This window comes from Nitrospirillum amazonense, assembly GCF_007828045.1.
GTDB classification, from domain to species: Bacteria; Pseudomonadota; Alphaproteobacteria; order Azospirillales; family Azospirillaceae; genus Nitrospirillum; species Nitrospirillum amazonense_C.
On the sequence record NZ_VITN01000009.1, the window covers coordinates 196,078 to 213,724 of the forward strand.

Consider the following 17,647-nt stretch of genomic DNA (forward strand, 5'->3'; position numbering starts at 1 on the left):
GCGGCGCAACACGGACCATGGGACTAGGAAGATGGGGGGACCCCCTTCACCCCGCCACCGTGATCTCAAGGCCCGGCGCGTCGGGTTCCAGGAAGCGCAGCAGCGCCCCGCCCTCCTCGCGCAGCGCCGCCTCATCCATCGGCGCCAGGGGGGTGAAGGGCTCCAGGGTCAGGGTGGCCAGCTTGGCCTTGCGCGCCGTCTTCCAGATGCCGGCGACAAAGCCGTCCACCAGGAAGGTGGCCGCGACCTGCAGGTTCTTGGACACGATGCGCGGGCGCCAAGCCTCATCCACGATGCGCGTGCGATCGGCATGGGCCAGGATGAGGTTGTCGAAAGCGGGCACGTAGCGCACGGGCGCCGGCGTCTCCGGCGGCGGGCGGGGGGCGTCGGGCAGGTCCCACAGCGCCTTGCCCTTCTCATCGCGCAGCACCACCAGTTCCGCCGCCATGGAGTCCAGCACCGGCTTCAGCCCCCTCAGCCCGCACCAGGCCTGCATGTCGGCGGCGGTGGCGGGCCCGAAGGCGGCAAGGTAGCGGCGCACCAGCCCCTGCAGGTCGCCCTGCAAATCCACCGGCCGCTCCAGCCATTCCTCCGCCGCCACGTACAGCGGATCGTTGGCGACGCCCCAGGGGCCGTCATCCGGCGCCGTCACCAGCGGCAGGTGGCAGCGCACCGCGTGCCCCATGGCCCGGTCGTCCGCCTCATCGGGGAAGGCCTGGGCCAGGTGGGCGCGCAGGTCGGTGAAGGTGCGCGGCAGGGACATGAAGGGCCGGGCCACGGCGGCGATGGGCAGCGGGTCGATATGGCGGGTACGGTCGCCCAGGCCGAAGAAGGCGGCCGTCAGCATCGGCTGCATCAGGCCGCGCCAGGCGGCGTAGTCGGCGGCGCTCACCAGGTGCTGAGTCCCACGCAACAGGGTGGCGCGAACCACGTGGCGTTCGCGCAGGGCGGCGAGGAGGTCATCGCGCTGGAAGCCCAGCAGGCGGGACCACAGGCCGACGAAGGGCGGGCGGGGTTCCTGCGCCTGCAGTCCCGCCGTCGCCTCCACCGCCGCGACCACGCCGGCCGCATGGCGCGACAACAGCATCTGACGGGCCAGGAGGGCGCGGTTCAGGTCCGCACGGTCCATGATCTTGTTATCTACATTGGTCATTGTGGTAATTCACCCGAACCAATCGCCCATTATTCGTCAAATGCCGGGCGGTCATGCGGCCGGCGGTGGGAATAGGTCCCTGGCGGGGCTTTCCCTGGTGCCCATATCAGGCATAATGACCTGAATTCGCGCTTGGAAAAGTGCGACTGTCCCCTTGTAGCCCAGGAGCCTGCGATGACCGTCCGCACCACCCTCTCCGCCCTGGGCGTCACCGCCCTGCTGGCCCTGCCCTTGTTGGCCCCCGCCGCGGCCACCGCCCAGGTCGCCGCCCCGCAGGTGGGCAATGTGGAACTGAAGCAGCCCCTGCCCTATCCCTATGACGAGGCCATCGACAACGCCGCCGTGAACGCCCAGGTGGACGCCGCCCTGGCCAAGGCGAAGAAGGAGCACAAGCGCGTGCTGCTGGACTTCGGCGGCAACTGGTGTGGCGACTGCCGCGTGCTGGCCGGTCTGGTGGAACTGCCACAGGTCCACAGCTTCCTGGACAAGAACTACGTGATGGTGACGGTGGACGTGGGCCGCTACACCAAGAACATGGACGTGCCCGCGCGCTTTGGCGTGCCGAAGTTCAAGGGCGTGCCCACCGTGCTGGTGGTGGAGGCCGATGGCACCCTGGTGAACGGCGACGCCAGCTTCGACCTGACCGACGCCCGCCATATGGACCCGCAGGCCGTGGTCGACTGGCTGGCCAAGTGGGCCCCGCCGTCGAAGACGGCTTCCCGGTAAAGGCAGCGTCGAAGACGGCGCCCCGAAAAGACGCGCCGTCACAAGACCGTAACGCAAGGGCCCTATCACAGGCAGATGAAGGAACCGCCTTCATCCTGTCCGTGATGGGGCCTTTTGCTGTCGACTTCAAATTCCCGTTGGCCGTGGGCCTTGCTGGCGTTGTACCCGCTGGCCGGCCTGCTGGACCCTTTGCTGGTCTCGGCCGTGCCCGGCTGGGCGCCGTGGAACGTGCGCGCCGGCATCGGCCTGGCCCTGGTCATGGTCTGGGGCCCCCGGCGCCTGCCGCTGCTGATGGCCGCCGCCGCCGCCGGCCTGGCCCTGCGCGCCGTCCTGGTGCCGGCCAGCCACCCCCTGGCCGCCAGCATGGCCATCCCCACCCTGGCCGAGCCGCTGGTCTTCACCCTGCCCGCCCTGCTGCTGGCCCGCCGCCTGCGCCGCGACGGCGAGGGTTTCGTGCTGGAGGATGTGGACGGCGTCATGCGCCTGGCCGGCCTGACCATGGCGGGGGCGCTGGGGCAGAGCCTGCTGCTGCTGGCCCTGGCCCGGGTCTTGCCGGGCTGGCCCCTGGCGGGATGGACGCTGACCGGCTGGGACGGGCGCGCCATGACCGCCGACCCGCTGACCGTGGCCCTGCAGCATTGGGTGGGCGACGTGGCCGGCGTCACCGTGACCGCTACCCTGGCCCTGATGGCGCCGCGCCTGGCGCATCCCCTGCACCCGGCCCGCCTGCTGCGGGCCCAGACCCTGGGCCAGGTCGCCGGCATCTGCCTGTCGGTGGCGGTGATCTTTCCCCGGGTGGTGGGGTCGCGGTTCTACCCCGTGTTCATCCCCCTGGTCTGGGTGGCGGCCGGCAGCGGCCTGCCCGGCGCCGTGCTGGCCCTGGCCGGGCTGGAGGCCGCCCTGAGCCTGGGCATCGCCGTTTGCGACATCCAGCCGTATCAGGCGCTGAAGCTGCAAATCCTGATGCTGTCGCTGGCCATGACCGGCCTGCTGCTGGGCGCCGTCATCTCGGAACGCGAGCGGGTGCGCGCCGCCGCCGCCAAGGGCGAGGCGCGACTGAAGACCCTGATCGAGCTGGCGCCCGATGGCATCGTCATCCTGGACGCCGACGGCCGGGTGGAGGAGGTCAACCGCCTGGTCGCCGACCTGACGGGCCGGACGCCCGATATCCTGCGCGGCCGCCCCCTGGCCGACCTGCTGCGCCGCGAGGGCGGCGAGGAATGGCTGGTCGCCGCCGATGGCCACCCCCTGCCGGTGGAATCGTCCCTGGCCATGGTCGAGGAAACGGGCGGCGTCATGGGCGTGCTGACCATCCGCGACATCTCCGCCCGCAAGCGCGCCGCCGCCGCCCTGGGCCAACACCGCGCCGCCGCCGAGCAGGCCAGCCGCAGCCACCTGACGGAGGAACTGGCGGCCGCCCTGGCGCACGAGTTGAACCAGCCCCTGTCGGCCATCGTCAGCTACACCGGCGCCTGTCGCCGCATCCTGGAATCCGAAAGCCAGTCCAAGGCGCTGGAACTGATGGGCAAGGCCGCCGCCCAGGCGGAGCGGGCCGGCGCCATCATCCGCCACCTGCGCGAATTCTACCGCACCGGCCAGGTGGACAGCGCCCCGGTACCGGCCGGCGACCTGGTGGCCGGCGTCGCCCGCCTGCTGGCGGATGAGGTGGCCAACGCCGGCGCCCGCCTGGACCTGGCGGTCGAGGACGGCCTGGCGTTGTCCATCGACCGGGTGCAGGTGGAACAGGTACTGATCAACCTGGTGCGCAACGCCCTGGACGCCCTGGCCGATGGCGCCACCGCCGACCGCCGCATTCTGATCGAGATGCGGGCGGCGGAAGACGGGACCCATGCCGACATCCGCGTGGCCGACACCGGCCCCGGCATCGCGGAGGAAGTGGCGGGCCGCCTGTTCGCGCCCTTCACCACCACCCGGCCCACGGGCATGGGCCTGGGCCTCAGCATCAGCCGCGGCATCGTCGAGGCCCATGGCGGCCGCCTGCGGGCCGGCACCGGCACCCTGGGCGGTGCCGCTTTCTCGTTTTCCCTGCCTTTGGCCTCCCGACCTTTGGCACCGCCCGCCCCGGAAGTGCCCGCCCCGGAAGTGCCCGCCCAGGAGGTACCCGATGCCGCAGCCTGAGCTGACCCTGGCCATCGTCGATGATGACGAGGCGGTGCGCGACGCGTTGAGCGCCCTGTTCCAGGCCGAAGGCTACCCTGTGGCCACATACCCTTCGGCCACCGATTTCCTGGAAGCGGGCGCCGACGGCGTGCCCGGCTGCGTCATCGCCGACATCAACATGCCGGGCATGACGGGCCTGGAGTTGCAGGCGGAGCTGGCGCGGCGCGCCTGTCCCCTGCCCATGATCATCCTGACCGGCCAGGGTGACGTGCCCAAAGCGGTGACGGCCCTGAAGGCCGGGGCGGTGGATTTCATCGAGAAGCCCTTCGCCATCGACGCCCTGGTGCGGGCGGTGGAGACGGCCATGGCGCGCTCCGGCCACACCCTGCGCCACCAGGCGGAATTCCAGGCGGCGCAAAGCCGGCTGGAGACCTTGAGCACCCGTGAGCGCGAGGTCATGGACCTGCTGGTGGCCGGCCACCCCAATAAGGTCATCGCCTGGAAGCTGGGCATCAGCGCCCGCACGGTGGAAAACCATCGCGCGCGGGTCATGGAAAAGACGGGCTGCGACAACGTACCCGCCCTGATCCACTTGAGCATGGCCGCGACATGACGGCCCCCGACATAGGGGACGGCGGCGGCATCAGGCGGCGGCCCGGGTCTCCATCACGGCGGACAGCAGGCAGTAGCCAACGCCGCGCAGGGTGTGCAGCAGGCGGGGCTGGCCCGGCCCGTCCAGCCGGCGGCGCAAGCGGGAGGCCAGGGCATCCACGGCATTGTCGGCCACGTCCAGGTCGCCGGCCCACAGCCGGTCGAGGATAGCGCTACGCGGCACCACCGCCCCCTCCGCCTGCAGCAGCAGGACCAGCAGCTGGAACTCGCGCGAAGACAGCAGGATGTCGCGGCCGGCGCGGCGCACGCGGCGCTGGCGCACATCCACGGTCAGGTCATCCAGGGCATAGGCCAGGCGCGGCCCCTGGCGCTTCAGGCGCAGCAGGGACAGCAGGCGGTCCACCACCAGGTCGCCGGGCAGGGCGGCGTCCACCTGGTCATCGGCGCCCTGCGCCAGGGCGCCGGCGCGGTCCGCCCGCTCCGCCGCCAGCGTCACCACCAGGGCGCCGGCGAAAATCCGCCGTGCGCGGCTCAGGCGCTCTCGCAAGTGACGGGTGTCATCGGGCAGCACCACGACGTCGGTCGTACGGGGCGCCAGCGGCAGGGCAGCCAGGGTGTCGACCTGCCAGCCGCGTTCCCGCAACAGCCGCGACAGCCGCGCGACGCCGGGCGTGGCCTTGCCGATGATAAGGGCGCGCATGGGAATCACCCGCCTGGTGGAACCATGCCGGGTACCCTAGGCGGCGGCCGCCAGCGCCGATATCCGGTATACTACCTAACGATCCAGCCTACCGTTCCCGGCCCGGCGTCCCCAGCATATAGCCCCGGTGGCCGCAGGTGTGCAGCGGCGCGGCCGGCCCCAGGGCGCGGCGCAGGCTGTGGATGTGCGCCGTCAGGCGGCCGGCGCTGTCGGTCGCATCGGGCCACAGCCGGGCCCGCAGTTCCGCCGCCGGCACCACCTGCCCGGCCCGTTCGGCCAGCAGCAGCAACAGGTCGAAATCCAGGGGCGCCAGGGCCAGCGGCCGCCCCCGGCACCAGGCCAACCGCCGGTCGACGTGCAGGGCGACGTCGCCCACCCGAAAGGGGCGGTCGCCGGGCGCCGCCAGCCGGGCCAGCGCCGACAGGGCCGCCGCCACCGTCATCGCCGCCGTATCCAAAGGCAGCACCATGTGCGCGCCGGCCCGCAGCAGGACGGACTCGGCCTCCGCCCCCACAGTGGCCAGGCACAGGGTGGGCCACTCTTCCATGAGATGACGCGGCAGCGCCCCGGCATCGGCTGCGATCAGCAGGCGGACATCGGGCACGCCGTCCTGGGTGGCCTCCCACCCCAGCGCCGCCAGTTCCTGAATCAGTTCCCCGGCATCGCGGTCCAGCGCGGTCAAGGCAAGGCGGCCCGTCATCATCCCGTCATGTATTGGTCAAATGAAATTCACAAGAAAACGGGCGCCACCTAAGGCCTTATGCCGCCGCCGTGATCGGCGATACCTGAAATTTCCGTCAGGCTGCCGTCAAGATCCGCATCCCGTCCCGACTGTACCAGCGCGGCACGCGATTTTGCAAAGCGCCGTCCAAGGTGCCGCGATGAACGAAGGGGGACGATGATGACGACGAAGCCGGAGACCCGCCCGAGCAGGGCCACACTGATGATGGGCGCCGCCGCCGTGGCCATGGCGCTGGCCGCCCTCGCCCCGCCGGCCCGCGCGGCCGAGGCGCCCGCCCCGTCTGGCGCGGCCGACGCCGACGCGCCCATGACCGAGATCGACGTGGTGGCCAAGGTCATGCGCGTCTCGCCCTCCAACGTGCCGCTGGAGGCGACGGAGCCCACCTCCATCGTTCCGGAGGGCTTCCTGCGCGACAACATCGTCCCGCTGTCCAGCTTCGACGACATGGTGAAGTTCCAGCCCAGCGTCTATGCCCAGAGCCCCAACGGCCCCGGCCTGGGCAAGGCGGAGACGCTGAGCCTGCGCGGCTTCCAGGACAGCCAGTTCAACATCACCTTCGACGGCATCCCCTTCGGCGACGCCACCGACCTGCACCACACCAGCTCCGCCCTGTTCGTGGCGCACGACATGGGCCAGGCGGAGGTGGACCGCGGCCCCGGCACGGCCTCAACCATCGGCAAGGCCACCTTCGGCGGCACCCTGGGCTTCCTGTCCAAGACCCCGTCGGAAGATCCGGGCGTCACCGCCTACGGCACCTATGGCAGCTGGAACACCAAGGGCATCGGCGGGGAGATCGACACCGGCCGCACCGTGCTGGGCCGCATGTTCTTCGACGTGCAGCGCACCACCTCCGACGGCTACCTGACCGGGGCGGAGGAACAGCGCACCAACTATTTCTTCAAGGATGTGCTGGACATCGGGGAGCGCACGACGGTGACGCTGGTGGCCAGCAAGAACCATTCGTTCGAGTACACCACCCAGGGCGTTACCCTGGCCGACCTGGCCAAGTACGGCGACAATTGGGGCCTGGGCGACAACCCCAAGGCCCAGTCCTATTACAAGTACCAGCCCAGCCGCTACACCTCGGACTTCGACTACATCCGGGTGCAGTCGGAACTGACGGACAGCATCAAGCTGGACAACACCGCCTACACCAACGGCTTCGGCCATCATTACAAGGAATCGTCGGACGCCAGCGACAGCAACCCCAAGGATGTGGGCGTCACCGTGTACAACGCCGCGGGCAAGAAGGTGGCCACCTATGCCAACGACATCCCGGGCAAGGAGGCCAACGCCAACTACCGCACCTTCGGCGACACCTTCCGCCTGACCGACAGCCTGTCCTTCGGCGACATCAAGGCCGGCGTCTGGTACGACCGCCAGCTGGACCACCGCCATTCCGAATCCTATGACTGGACCCAGAACATCCTGGTTACGGGCAAGTACGGCACGCCCTACACCTACAAGTACCGCGACCTGAACACCACCTGGCAGCCCTATGCCGAGTTTGACTGGAAGGTCACGCCGGACCTGACCCTGATCCCGGGCGTGAAGGTCACCAGCTTCACCCGCGATGTCGACGCCCTGTATAACAAGACCAAGCCGCCGGCGCCGCTGAACTACAGCGAAACCTATACCGAGGCCCAGCCCTCCATCGCCGCCCACTACACCATCCAGGAAGGGTGGACCGCCTACGCCCAGGTGGCCAAGGGCTTCCTGGCGCCGCCCATCGACGTCTTCCAGGTCGCCAAGATCGCCTCGATCAAGCCGGAAGAGACCATGAACTACCAGGTCGGTACCGCCGTGCAGCATGGCCGCTGGATGGTGGGCGCCGACGCCTATTATATCGACTTCAGCAACTACATCTCCACCAGCCAGGTGCCGGGCACGACGGAAAGCACCTTCGTCAACGGATCCGGCGCCATCTACAAGGGCCTGGAGATGGAGGCGCAGTACGCCCTGACGGACGCCCTGTCGCTGTACGCCAACGCCAGCCTGAACCACGCCCAGTACAAGGACAATTACGTCTGGGTGGCGGACACGCCGCAATGGATGGCCACCACCGGCGTCATGTACGACAGCCCCGAGGGCCTCTACTTCTCCGCCATCGGCAAGGTGGTGGGCCCGTTCTACGGCCAGGACAACACCACCGACGCCAAGACCGGCCTGCCCGACTTCGCCAATGCCTATCGCATCCACCCGGTATTCACCGCCGACGTCTCTGTGGGCTGGCGGCTGAAGGACCTGGGCTATCACCTGGTGGACGTCACCCCCAGCCTGAAGATCGGCAACCTGTTCGACACCCACCGCATCAACGGCTTCGCCGGCACCCAGTCGGCCACCGGCGACGCGCTGTACTGGACCACGCCGGGACGCAGCGTGTTCTTCAACCTGTCGGTGACGGGGTGGTGATGGGTAAGGGTTTCCGCGTGTTCCCTCAAGCGCCGGGCGCCGCCGTCCGGCGGCTTATGCCGGTGGTCCTGGCGGCCGGCCTGGTGGCCGGCCCCGCCTGGGCCGATACCGCCCCCCCGGCCTCTCATGAGGTCCTGGAACGGGTGGTCATGCTAACCCGCCACGGCGTGCGCAGCCCGACCAAGGGCCTGGCGGAACTGCGCCGCCTGTCGGACCAGGACTGGCCGGCGTGGCCCGTGGACCGGGGCATCCTGACCCCCCACGGCGCCGACGCCATCCGCCAGCTGGGCCTGTACCTGGGCGCCCAGTACCGCCAGCGCGGCTTGCTGGGCCCCGGTCGCTGCCCAGGGGGCGGCCCAGGGGGCGGCCCAGGGGGCGGCCCAGCCGGCGGCCCAGCGGGTGACAGTATCTTCGTCTGGGGCGACAGCGGCGACCAGCGCACCCGCGCCAGCGCCCAGGCCCTGGCGGAGGGGCTGGCCCCCGGCTGCGGACTGAAGCCCCATGGCCTGGCGCCGGACAGCCCCGACGTGCTGTTCGACGCCGCGTCGGGCGGCGCCTGCCCCATGGACGCGGATGAGGCCACCAAGGCGGTGGTCGCGGCCAACGGCGGCGACATCGCCACCGTGCCGGCCAGCGTCGCCCCGGCCCTGGCGGCCCTGGTGAAGGTGGTGGCGCCCAAGGCCTGCGCGGCCAACGCCACCCCCGGCGCCTGCTTCGCCACCGGCCCCGCCAAGGTGGTGGACAAGGGCGGAGAGGTGAAGGTGGACGGGCCCCTGGCGCGGGGCGCCATGCTGGCCGAAAGCGTCTTCCTGGAATATGTGCAGGGCATGCCCGCCGAGCAGGTGGGCTGGGGCCGCGCCGGCACGCCGCAGGCCCTGGCCGCCATCCTGCCGGTGCACGACTACCAGGCCGACCTGACCCGCCGCACCCCCTACATCGCCAGTCACAACGGCGCGCTGCTGGCCCGCCAGATCGTGGCCGGGGTGACGGGCGGGGCGGCGCCGGCACCCTTGGCACCGGTGCCGGCGGGAGCCAAGCTCGTCTCCATCCTGGGGCATGACACCAACCTGTCCAACGTGGCCGGCCTGCTGGGTCTGGACTGGACCTTGCCCGACCAGCCGGACAAGACCGCCCCCGACACCACCCTGGCGTTCGAGGTGAGCCGCGACACCGCCACGGGCAAGCGCTATGTCCGGGTGGTGCTGTACTACCAGACCCTGGAGGATCTGCGGCAAGCCGCCGCCCTGACGCCGGGCCACCCGGCGGGTAAGGTTGATCTGCCCCTGCCCGCCTGCGGCGGCGACCGCTGCACGGTGGAGGACTTTGCCACCCTGGTGCGCAAGGCGGTGCCGGCAGCCTGCTGGCGCTGAGGGGCGAAACCGACGGGCGGCCCTCCCATCATCCGCCGCCCGTGAGGGAGAGGCGGGGCGGTCTGCGGAACCGCCCCGCCTTCCGTCCTTCTGGAATTCGGCACCCGGTGGTGCTTCCGGCTGGCCATTCACGCCGTGATTGCGGTCCTGTGGCATCCGGAGGGTAACCCCTTGCGGAGCCTAGCCGATGCGTCTTCGCCTGCTGCGCCTTCTTCTCATCCTGACCTGCGTCCCGGGCGTCCCCCCGGGGCGGGCGGCCGACCTGCCCATCAACCAGCAGCCCCTCTATGGCGGCGTGGAAAAGACGGAAAAGCAGAAGCAGGCCGACGCCAAGTTCATCGCCTCCATCGAGGCGCTGGGCGTCACGCATGAGGAAGGGGCGCGACGGGTGGTGCTGAACGCCTGGCGCTATCTCGCCAGCGGCAATCTGGTGGCCGCCATGACCCGCTTCAACCAGGCCTGGATGCTGGACCCGCAAAGCGGGGAGCCCTATCACGGCTTCGCCGTCGTCCTGGCCATGCGCAATGCCCCGGCGGCGGAGGTGGAGCGCTATTTCCAGATGGCGCTGGCCCAACCGCGCGACACCGTGTCGTCGCACGTCGATTACGCCCGCTATCTGGATATGCAACACCGTTACCAGGAAAGCCTGGCGCAATCGCGGGAGGCGCTGGCGGCCTCACCCACCGCCCACAACGCCCGCGCCCAGATAGCCTATGTCTACGCCAACCAGAACGACTTGCCCCAGGCCTGCCGCTGCGCGCGGGAAGCCCAGGCCAATGGCGATGAACTGGAGATCGACTTTCTCGCCTCGGTCTGTTCCGGCCAACCCTGAGCCCGGTGACGGCGGGCGGGCGTAAGCCGGTAAAGTCCGTGTTCCGCCCGGCCAAGGCCGGTAAAGTCCGAGTCCAGGAAAAAGCGCCGGGGCAGAACAGCCCCGCCCCAAAGTCGGGGCCGGTAAAGTCCGAGTGGACCCGGCGGGCCTGGATTTGAGCCGCGGCCGCGCCCACCCGCCCCCCCTCCCTCAACCATCCCGCCGGCCGGAAAGGCCCAGACTTCCGTCGGCAAGGCCGGTAAAGTCCGAATCCAGGGGCGAGTCGCGACCGCTTTCGAGTCCGGCGGAGTCGATCCCGCGATCCCCGGCGGGGCGATTCGTCACGATTCGGCTCGGACTTTACCGGCCAGGTCAGAGTTATCCACAGACTCGGGCGCGTCTCCTCCGGACTTTACCGGCCAAAAGATGCGCCGGGGCGGTCCGCCCGCATGGGAAGAACAGTTTTCCCCCGGACCTTGCCGGCCGAGGGCCGGACTCTACCGGCCCGACTCGGGATTATTTCCCGGACTTAACCGGCACCTCAAATAACAGACTCCAAATACCCCACAAATAGCGGGGGCCGGTAAAGTCCGACCTAGATTTAGTGATTTGCCTTTGGAACACTCCGGCCACCAACCGACACCAACCGACACCGACCGAACCGACTGGCAGGGAGCGAAGGGCGCCATGGCCGACATTCACCGTCTGATCCTGGAACATGGCGTGGACCGGGCGCGCGAGATGGCGACCAGCAAGAGCGGTCGCGCCCTGGTGGACGTGGCCGCCGCCATGCTGGCCCAGGAAGAGGACAGCATGGGCATCACCCATGCCGGCTTCGCCCTGACCAGCCTGCCCCACCGCTCCATCGACAAGGGGCCGGAGCCGGAATACCACCGCAAGGAAACCGGGCGCTGCACCCTGATCGTGCAGAGCGGCCGGCACGCCGACGGCAGCCTGGTGGGCGTGCCCTATGGCGCCAAGGCGCGCATGATCCTGCTGTACCTGCAGACCGAGGCGCTGAAGACCAATTCCCGCCAGGTGGAGCTGGGCAAGAGCTGGCATTCCTGGCTGAAGGCCATGGGGGAGAGCCCCGGCGGCAAGACCTACCGCCTGGTGATGGAACAGGCGCAGCGCATCACCGCCTGCAGCCTGCAATTCCTGTGGGAGACGGACGCCTCGGTCACCCGGCAGAACGCCGGCTTCGTCAACAATTCCATCCTGTTCAAGTCCAACCCCGACCAGCGCCAGGTGGCCCTGTTCCAGGACGTGATCGAGTTGAACGAGAGCTTCTACGACAGCCTGAAGCAGCACGCCGTCCCCGTCTCCGAAGCGGCCCTGCGCCACATCAGCGCCAGCAGCACCGCCATCGACGTCTACATCTGGCTGGCCTACCGCCTGCACGTGCTGAACCAGGCGACGCCCGTGCGCTGGGCCGCCCTGCGCCGCCAGTTCGGCGAGCACTACGCCAAGCTCAGCCACTTCAAGCCCGTGTTCCTGGACGCCCTGGCCCTGGCCACCGCCGTTTACCCCGAAGCCAAGGTCGAGATCGCCGACGACGGCATCGTCCTGCATCCGTCGCGCCCGCCCATCGCGCGAAGGGAAGCGGCGCTGATCGCTTAAATATTATCTTCAACTATCTGAAGATACGGTCGCCGGATCATTTCCGATTGAATATTTTCCCCATCGTCTGGGGCAGGCTGCTTCAACTCAAATTCATATCTGAAGATATATGGCAAAATTTTTTGGTCAAACTTAACCTTGATTTGATAGGTAGGTCCCGTGGCGGGCGGATGTGGCTCGACTTCTACAACATCCCCCACTTCTCTAGGCGATATTCCCGCTGACACTCTAGAGTTTGGCCGGAAACTCACCTTGTCACCCACTCTAAAACGACGCATCCGAATACCGGCCGATTCATTTTCACTTTCTTCAATAAAAATTATCCCCGCCATACGCAAAGTATTCTTTAATATATTGATCGTCACACTCTCTCCTGAGTACTTTCTATTTTCAAAGTTCGAAATTGTATTTCGATGAATCCCCGATTCCTCCGCTAGACGATCCAAGTTCCAATTGAGCGCGCTGCGGGCTGCTCGTAATTGCTCGGGCTGCATGACATTCCTCAGTTTGTGAAAAATTCACAAGTGATAATATCATAACTCTATCTGGGATCAATAGAGCCGATCGCATCCCCTGGCGCATCCTCCATCCCGCCCCTACACTACCCGCACGTGCAGAGGCGGGATGGGGTGGGGCCGGTGGTAGCGCGGGTTTCGACGGTGGCCTTCCAGGGGGTGGACGTCCTGGACATCGACGTCCAGGTGCAGATGTCAGGCGGGCAGGTGGCCTTCACCGTGGTGGGCCTGCCGGACAAGGCGGTGGCCGAAAGCCGGGAGCGGGTGCGGGCGGCCCTGCACGCCCTGGGCCTGGCCCTGCCGCCCAAGCACATCACCGTGAACCTGGCGCCGGCCGACGTGCAGAAGGAGGGGTCGCACTACGACCTGCCCATCGCCATCGCCCTGCTGACTGTCATGGGCATCCTGCCGGATGAGGACATCAAGGGCTTCTGCGCCCTGGGCGAACTGGCGCTGGACGGCGCGCTGACGGCCGTGGCCGGCACCCTGCCCGCCGCCATCCACGCGGTGGCCACCGACCGGGGGCTGATCTGCCCGGCGGCCTGCGGCGGGGAGGCCGCCTGGGCCGGGGAGCTGGAGGTGCTGGCCCCCCGCACCCTGCTGGAACTGATCAATCACTTCAAGGGCACCCAAGTGCTGTCCCGCCCCCAGCCCAAGATGGAGGAGGATGAGCCCGGCGCCCTGCCGGACCTGGCCGACATCAAGGGGCAGGAGACGGCGGAATGGTGGCGCAAAAACACCCAAATCGAAATCGCAAGGCTGACGGGGGACCGATAGACTAGTTCTGCAATAGCAGGAGCCCGCATGACGTCCCCTACAATAACGGCACTCCTTGATCAGCGCCGAGACATCCTCCGAGACATGGCGATACTTCGGGATGAGATGGCTGAGTGCGAGAAGGCCGTTCACCATCTGGACGCGGTGATACATCTGCTGGATCCCTCGGTGGATCTCGCGGCCGTGACGCCGAAGAAGCACGTTACCTTTGATGAGATTTTCCGTCCAGGCGAAGCGCCGTTGATGGCGCTTGATGCCCTCAGGGAGGCGAATACGGCCCTCTCGACGACGGACATCCTCAAGGTGATGCTCGAGAAAAAGGGTGGTCCGCGGCTGACATCCCGGCAATTCCAGGTCCTGCTGCGGAAGATCAATGCCGGCCTGAATGGCCAGTTCCGGAAAGGGTTGGTTCGCAAGGCAGGGCGAGACGGTGGCCATGGCGCCAACCGCGCGGTGATCTGGCATCTGATCTAAAGCGCTGTTTATAAAGCACCCTAGAGAAACGTGAGGTTGAATTCTGGTGGTCGGCAGGCCATATGAGATCAACGTAGAGCTTTAATAATTTTCCAGAGCCTCGAGTTGCGGATCATATGGAGGGAAAATGCCTATACCCGATTACGCCCGACATGTGCCGAAGGAAAAGTTAGTACAAATAGTGTGCCGGGGCGTTTGCGGTAGGACGCGCTATGGTGAAGTGTCCGTGCTTCCGTGGTCGAAGACGGAAGATAGCCACCAAACTGGTCTGCGCGCAAAATGTCTCCGATGCGGATATGAGGCGCGAGATAATTACAATTGGACCGCGTTTTAACATAATAAATAACTATTAAATATCAGGAGATAAACATGACTGAATTATATCACTATACGGGGCTCGGCGCAGCCCTAAGCATATTGGATACGCTTTGGTTCGTTCCTCGCTATAGGAACCCTCTTGCTGCAGACTCGGGCTTGAATTGCTTTGCAGCCGGACAACCGCATAACACGAACCAACATATTGAAGGGAACGGAGCGAAAATAACGTTCTTGTGGGATGGGCCAATAATGGAAGATGCGCAAGATTTGGCGCTGCCATATCCGAGTAACGTGCTTCTCCACCAGGGGGCATGGAGGAGTATCGTGCCTTTCGGGACCAATGCGCATCTCCGTATCGCAAAAATCCATGCTGAAGACGGGGCGTGGGAGGCATACTGGAAGCATCGCAATAAATGGCCATTATTTTTCGCAAAACGGCGGATTGGCGCTTTCCGAAGTGACGTTGAGGATCGTTTGGCCGAAATGCCGTCGGTTAGCGTTGGCAAGCCCCCAACCGGCTCATAAGCGCATCCAGCGACTCGGTAATCAGCAACACTGCGCCCGTGCGCAGGGTGACACACGCGTTCATGGCAGTGTCGTCGGCGTCGGAGATGCCGGCGATGAAGCTCGGTGCCAGGGCGTGCCGGCGGCCAGACATGTCGGTGACCACGATGAAGACCTCGCGCAGCGCCGGCCGTTCTCGTCCAGTCCGTTCCATCGTCAGCAACACGCCATCTTCTGCCACCGGCCCGTCCACACGCGGCTGGTGGGGCTCGCGAGCATCATTTCGAGGATTTCCCAGACCTGGCTGGCGTCATCCACGCGGCGCCGATCCTCGCGGTAGGCCATCTCCGCGCTGTACAGCCCTAGCAGGTGCGAACTGATCCGGTGGTAGACGCCGATCTCGGCGCGGCGCATGCGGGAGTGAAACCCCTCCGCGCCGTTGGTGTGGATCCGGCCATTGGCGTACTCGAGGCGGTGATTGATGTGATGGGTTTGGTAGCGGGCGTGCAACGCGCCGTAGGCCTTGTGCTCGTCGGTATAAATCACGCTGCCCGGAGCGACGTGCTTAGCGCTCGCCGCCAGGATTTCCTCGGTGGTTTCGCTTTCTATCACCACGGTCACGGTATTCCCGCCCCGTTCCCGCAACACCAAGACCGCCTTCTTCTTGGGCAACTTCTTGGGTTGCTTCTTGTCGGGCCGCAGCCCCTCCCGGCCGGTGTTTCCAGGGCGGACGTGCCCGCCATAATACGCGGCATCCTCCTCCACCTCACCGGACAAAACCAGGTCGCCGCGCCTGCGAGCGATCGTCTCGCGGATTTTGTGGTTGAAAACAAACGACGTCTTGGTGTTCAGCCCCACCGTCCGGGATGCTTGGATGGCGCTGACTCCCTTGGCATTGAGCACAAACGTCGTGATCTCCGCGATGATTCGCTTGAAGGGCAGCTTTCTTGAATTGAATGGCGTGCCGGCCGTCACCGAGAAGGTCCGGCGGCAGGCGGAGCACTTGAATATCCGCCTGGTGGTGATGGTGTAGCACCTCTCACACTTGCAGTACCGGCAGACTGGCGTCCCGCCCGTTCGCGGCCACCGGTGCTTCAGGAAACGCTCGTAGGCCTCTTCTTCCGTCATCTCAGCGACGCTCCACAGCGACCAGGTCGCGCGCCTCGCTGACTTCAGAAAGTGGGTTCCCTGCTTGCGCATCTTCGGTTCATCGCCATCGTATATGATGGCGTTATACCCCTCGGGTGAGCGCGTTGCAACAGGAAACGCCATCCCATATGATGGCGCCGAATTTAACGGGAGCATCCCTTGACCGATCTGCGACACGTTACCGAAGACCAGTGGCGGGAGGCGCTCTTCCGCTTCCTGCGCCACGCCATGGCTCAGCGGCGGGTGGATTACTCCGACATCGCCCAGCCCCCCAGCTTCGCCGGCGAGCCCAAGGAACGGGTGGCGCTGGGGAACAAGGTTCGGCGCAGCATGTATGACCCCGGCTTCTTCCTCGCCCTGCTGGCGGCGATTGGTCTCCCCGGAGTCACCCTTGAGGAAGTGGCGAAGTTCCTTCCAGAGAAGCGCGCCGACACTGAAGCCGGGGATAGCTAATCCAGGCATGGCATTCTCCTCACAGGTGGACCAAGAGCCATCTGCCATTGGGTAAGAGTTTGACGTCACCGCGGCTGTGTAAGCGCTTCAGCACGTCTTTGACCGTCGGCCGGATGAGGTCATGGCCTTCGGCCCGCGCGAGGGTCATGAGGGTTGTGATCGATAGCGGCCTGGCCTCACGCCGCATGATGTCGATGAGCGGCCGCTGAGTCGGCGTTGGGTCGCGATAGCGCGCCGCAGTTCGGGGGGCTTCGGGCTCGGGCGGGGGTAGCACTGCCTCCTCCTTCCCAGGCGTCCAGGCGTGGCGTGCCACCCAGGCCAAGCCGTCAGCGACGCCAGCGGCAAACTGACCAGCGGCGATGATTTCCTCCCAGGCGGCATCTTCCGCCGCCTGGCGGGCGGCAGTCGCCTTTGATTCAATCGTGGCCATGGCATCAGCTTTCGGTGCCATTGGGCTCTCCGCCCTCCGGAGCGTCTTCGAATCCTGCCCCCTCTTCTGTGAGCAGGCCGGCGCTGGTTAGACGCCGCAAGACCCGAAGGCACTCTTCCTCGGAAATCGTCACCCCCCGGGCCTTCAGCTCGTTGCATATCTCGAGCGGGGTCAACGGGCCGCCGGCCTTGTCGATTATGGCCAGCACATACTTCGTGTATGGGGTTCGCTGCCGAGGCAGCTTCTTCGGCGCCGTTGGCGCTTCCGTAGCAACGGGGGCGGCCGCCGCGTCGCCCACCGGCACGCCGCCTGCCTCCTCCAGGACCCAGACTAAGGCGGCCGCGTAGCCCGACTGGTGGACTACGGCGGTACGGGTCTCTTCCAGCTTCCTACGGACCAGTTCCACGTTGATCATGGCGTCCTCCGATCTTTGGAGGCTGGGCCCAGCTGGTAGTGACCTCGGCCCACGACCTGAACCGCACGACGAAGCTCGAGCCGGCACAGCGCGGCCTTTACGGACTTCGGCAGGGACGTGAGGCCCTGCTGTTGGAGCCCTGCCATGATCTCGTCCAAGGACATTGGCCCTGGCGCCGAGGCGAGCAGCTGCAGGATGGGCTCTTGGCATTTCTGCCGCGTTCGCCGATAGCGCACAGGCACCGTGCCGGCGGTAATTTCGGGAGGCGGAGCGCCCAGTTGAGCAAGGGCCTCGAACCGAGCGGCGGCCGCAGACAGGTGAGCCGCAGCAGCCCGCCATTCAGCG

General features: G+C 66.9%; 18 protein-coding genes and 1 pseudogene. 10 read left to right on the plus strand and 9 right to left on the minus strand.

The features are described 5' to 3' along the window. Positions 1–46: 46 nt before the first annotated feature. Positions 47–1,153: a winged helix DNA-binding domain-containing protein gene (locus FBZ89_RS16130; protein ID WP_211115258.1), complete on the minus strand. Its 1,107-nt coding sequence runs from the start codon at positions 1,151–1,153 to the stop codon at positions 47–49. 174 nt (positions 1,154–1,327) lie between these two features. Here FBZ89_RS16130 and FBZ89_RS16135 point away from each other — a divergent pair, with 174 nt between their 5' ends. From FBZ89_RS16135 to FBZ89_RS16145, 3 genes are all read left to right on the plus strand, one after another. After that, positions 1,328–1,879, plus strand: coding sequence for a thioredoxin family protein (locus FBZ89_RS16135; RefSeq protein WP_145750963.1), 552 nt, complete (start codon positions 1,328–1,330; stop codon positions 1,877–1,879). Positions 1,880–2,029: 150 nt separating this feature from the next. Continuing rightward, entirely contained in the window at positions 2,030–4,018 is a 1,989-nt protein-coding gene (locus FBZ89_RS16140) for a two-component system sensor histidine kinase NtrB (protein WP_145750964.1), read from the plus strand. Continuing rightward, positions 4,005–4,613, plus strand: coding sequence for a response regulator transcription factor (locus tag FBZ89_RS16145; protein WP_145750965.1), 609 nt, complete (start codon positions 4,005–4,007; stop codon positions 4,611–4,613). The genes FBZ89_RS16140 and FBZ89_RS16145 overlap by 14 nt, the downstream gene beginning before the upstream one ends. Before the next feature lie 30 nt (positions 4,614–4,643). Here the strand turns inward: FBZ89_RS16145 and FBZ89_RS16150 are convergent, their stop codons facing one another. The 3 genes from FBZ89_RS16150 to FBZ89_RS16160 all read right to left on the minus strand — a co-directional run bounded on the left by FBZ89_RS16150 (position 4,644) and on the right by FBZ89_RS16160 (position 6,281). Beyond that, positions 4,644–5,312: a winged helix-turn-helix domain-containing protein gene (locus tag FBZ89_RS16150; RefSeq protein ID WP_145750966.1), complete on the minus strand. Its 669-nt coding sequence runs from the start codon at positions 5,310–5,312 to the stop codon at positions 4,644–4,646. An 88-nt stretch (positions 5,313–5,400) separates the two neighbouring features. Continuing rightward, a complete protein-coding gene (locus FBZ89_RS16155; RefSeq protein ID WP_186457395.1) occupies positions 5,401–6,012 on the minus strand; it encodes a winged helix-turn-helix domain-containing protein in 612 nt (203 codons plus the stop codon). 50 nt (positions 6,013–6,062) lie between these two features. Then, positions 6,063–6,281, minus strand: coding sequence for a hypothetical protein (locus tag FBZ89_RS16160; RefSeq protein ID WP_145750968.1), 219 nt, complete (start codon positions 6,279–6,281; stop codon positions 6,063–6,065). Between FBZ89_RS16160 and FBZ89_RS16165 the strand changes: the two genes are divergently transcribed. From FBZ89_RS16165 to FBZ89_RS16180, 4 genes are all read left to right on the plus strand, one after another. Continuing rightward, positions 6,256–8,466, plus strand: coding sequence for a TonB-dependent receptor (locus tag FBZ89_RS16165; RefSeq protein ID WP_246172273.1), 2,211 nt, complete (start codon positions 6,256–6,258; stop codon positions 8,464–8,466). The two genes, FBZ89_RS16160 and FBZ89_RS16165, sit on opposite strands and share 26 nt — an antisense overlap. Continuing rightward, positions 8,466–9,836 (plus strand): histidine-type phosphatase, encoded by a 1,371-nt coding sequence (locus tag FBZ89_RS16170; RefSeq protein WP_145750969.1) that lies wholly within the window; start codon positions 8,466–8,468, stop codon positions 9,834–9,836. Before FBZ89_RS16165 ends, FBZ89_RS16170 begins: the two co-directional genes overlap by 1 nt. Positions 9,837–10,023: 187 nt before the next feature. After that, a complete protein-coding gene (locus FBZ89_RS16175; protein ID WP_145750970.1) occupies positions 10,024–10,668 on the plus strand; it encodes a tetratricopeptide repeat protein in 645 nt (214 codons plus the stop codon). 666 nt (positions 10,669–11,334) lie between these two features. Further along, on the plus strand, positions 11,335–12,267 hold the full coding sequence (locus FBZ89_RS16180) for a replication protein RepA (protein ID WP_004274244.1): 933 nt from the start codon (positions 11,335–11,337) through the stop codon (positions 12,265–12,267). On the opposite strand, the gene FBZ89_RS16185 is transcribed toward FBZ89_RS16180, so the two are convergent. After that, positions 12,264–12,761: a helix-turn-helix domain-containing protein gene (locus tag FBZ89_RS16185; protein ID WP_145750971.1), complete on the minus strand. Its 498-nt coding sequence runs from the start codon at positions 12,759–12,761 to the stop codon at positions 12,264–12,266. The two genes, FBZ89_RS16180 and FBZ89_RS16185, sit on opposite strands and share 4 nt — an antisense overlap. 144 nt (positions 12,762–12,905) lie before the next feature. Here FBZ89_RS16185 and FBZ89_RS16190 point away from each other — a divergent pair. Both FBZ89_RS16190 and FBZ89_RS16195 read left to right on the plus strand, forming a co-directional pair. Next, a pseudogene (locus FBZ89_RS16190) lies at positions 12,906–13,505 on the plus strand (magnesium chelatase domain-containing protein); the annotation flags it as partial. A 159-nt stretch (positions 13,506–13,664) separates the two neighbouring features. After that, on the plus strand, positions 13,665–14,033 hold the full coding sequence (locus tag FBZ89_RS16195) for a hypothetical protein (RefSeq protein ID WP_145750973.1): 369 nt from the start codon (positions 13,665–13,667) through the stop codon (positions 14,031–14,033). A gap of 811 nt (positions 14,034–14,844) precedes the next feature. Here FBZ89_RS16195 and FBZ89_RS16200 read toward each other — a convergent pair. Both FBZ89_RS16200 and FBZ89_RS16205 read right to left on the minus strand, forming a co-directional pair. Continuing rightward, positions 14,845–15,078: a hypothetical protein gene (locus FBZ89_RS16200; protein WP_145750974.1), complete on the minus strand. Its 234-nt coding sequence runs from the start codon at positions 15,076–15,078 to the stop codon at positions 14,845–14,847. Next, positions 15,072–16,055 carry an IS1595 family transposase gene (locus FBZ89_RS16205; RefSeq protein ID WP_186457396.1) on the minus strand — a complete coding sequence of 328 codons (984 nt, stop codon included), beginning with the start codon at positions 16,053–16,055 and terminating at the stop codon, positions 15,072–15,074. The genes FBZ89_RS16200 and FBZ89_RS16205 overlap by 7 nt, the downstream gene beginning before the upstream one ends. Before the next feature lie 108 nt (positions 16,056–16,163). Between FBZ89_RS16205 and FBZ89_RS30920 the strand changes: the two genes are divergently transcribed. Continuing rightward, positions 16,164–16,457 (plus strand): DUF6471 domain-containing protein, encoded by a 294-nt coding sequence (locus FBZ89_RS30920; protein ID WP_186457397.1) that lies wholly within the window; start codon positions 16,164–16,166, stop codon positions 16,455–16,457. A 19-nt stretch (positions 16,458–16,476) separates the two neighbouring features. On the opposite strand, the gene FBZ89_RS16210 is transcribed toward FBZ89_RS30920, so the two are convergent. Both FBZ89_RS16210 and FBZ89_RS16215 read right to left on the minus strand, forming a co-directional pair. Next, complete coding sequence (locus tag FBZ89_RS16210) at positions 16,477–16,887, minus strand: hypothetical protein (protein ID WP_145750976.1); 411 nt, start codon at positions 16,885–16,887, stop codon at positions 16,477–16,479. 4 nt (positions 16,888–16,891) lie between these two features. Further along, a complete protein-coding gene (locus tag FBZ89_RS16215) occupies positions 16,892–17,302 on the minus strand; it encodes a helix-turn-helix domain-containing protein (RefSeq protein ID WP_145750977.1) in 411 nt (136 codons plus the stop codon). Positions 17,303–17,647: the final 345 nt, after the last annotated feature.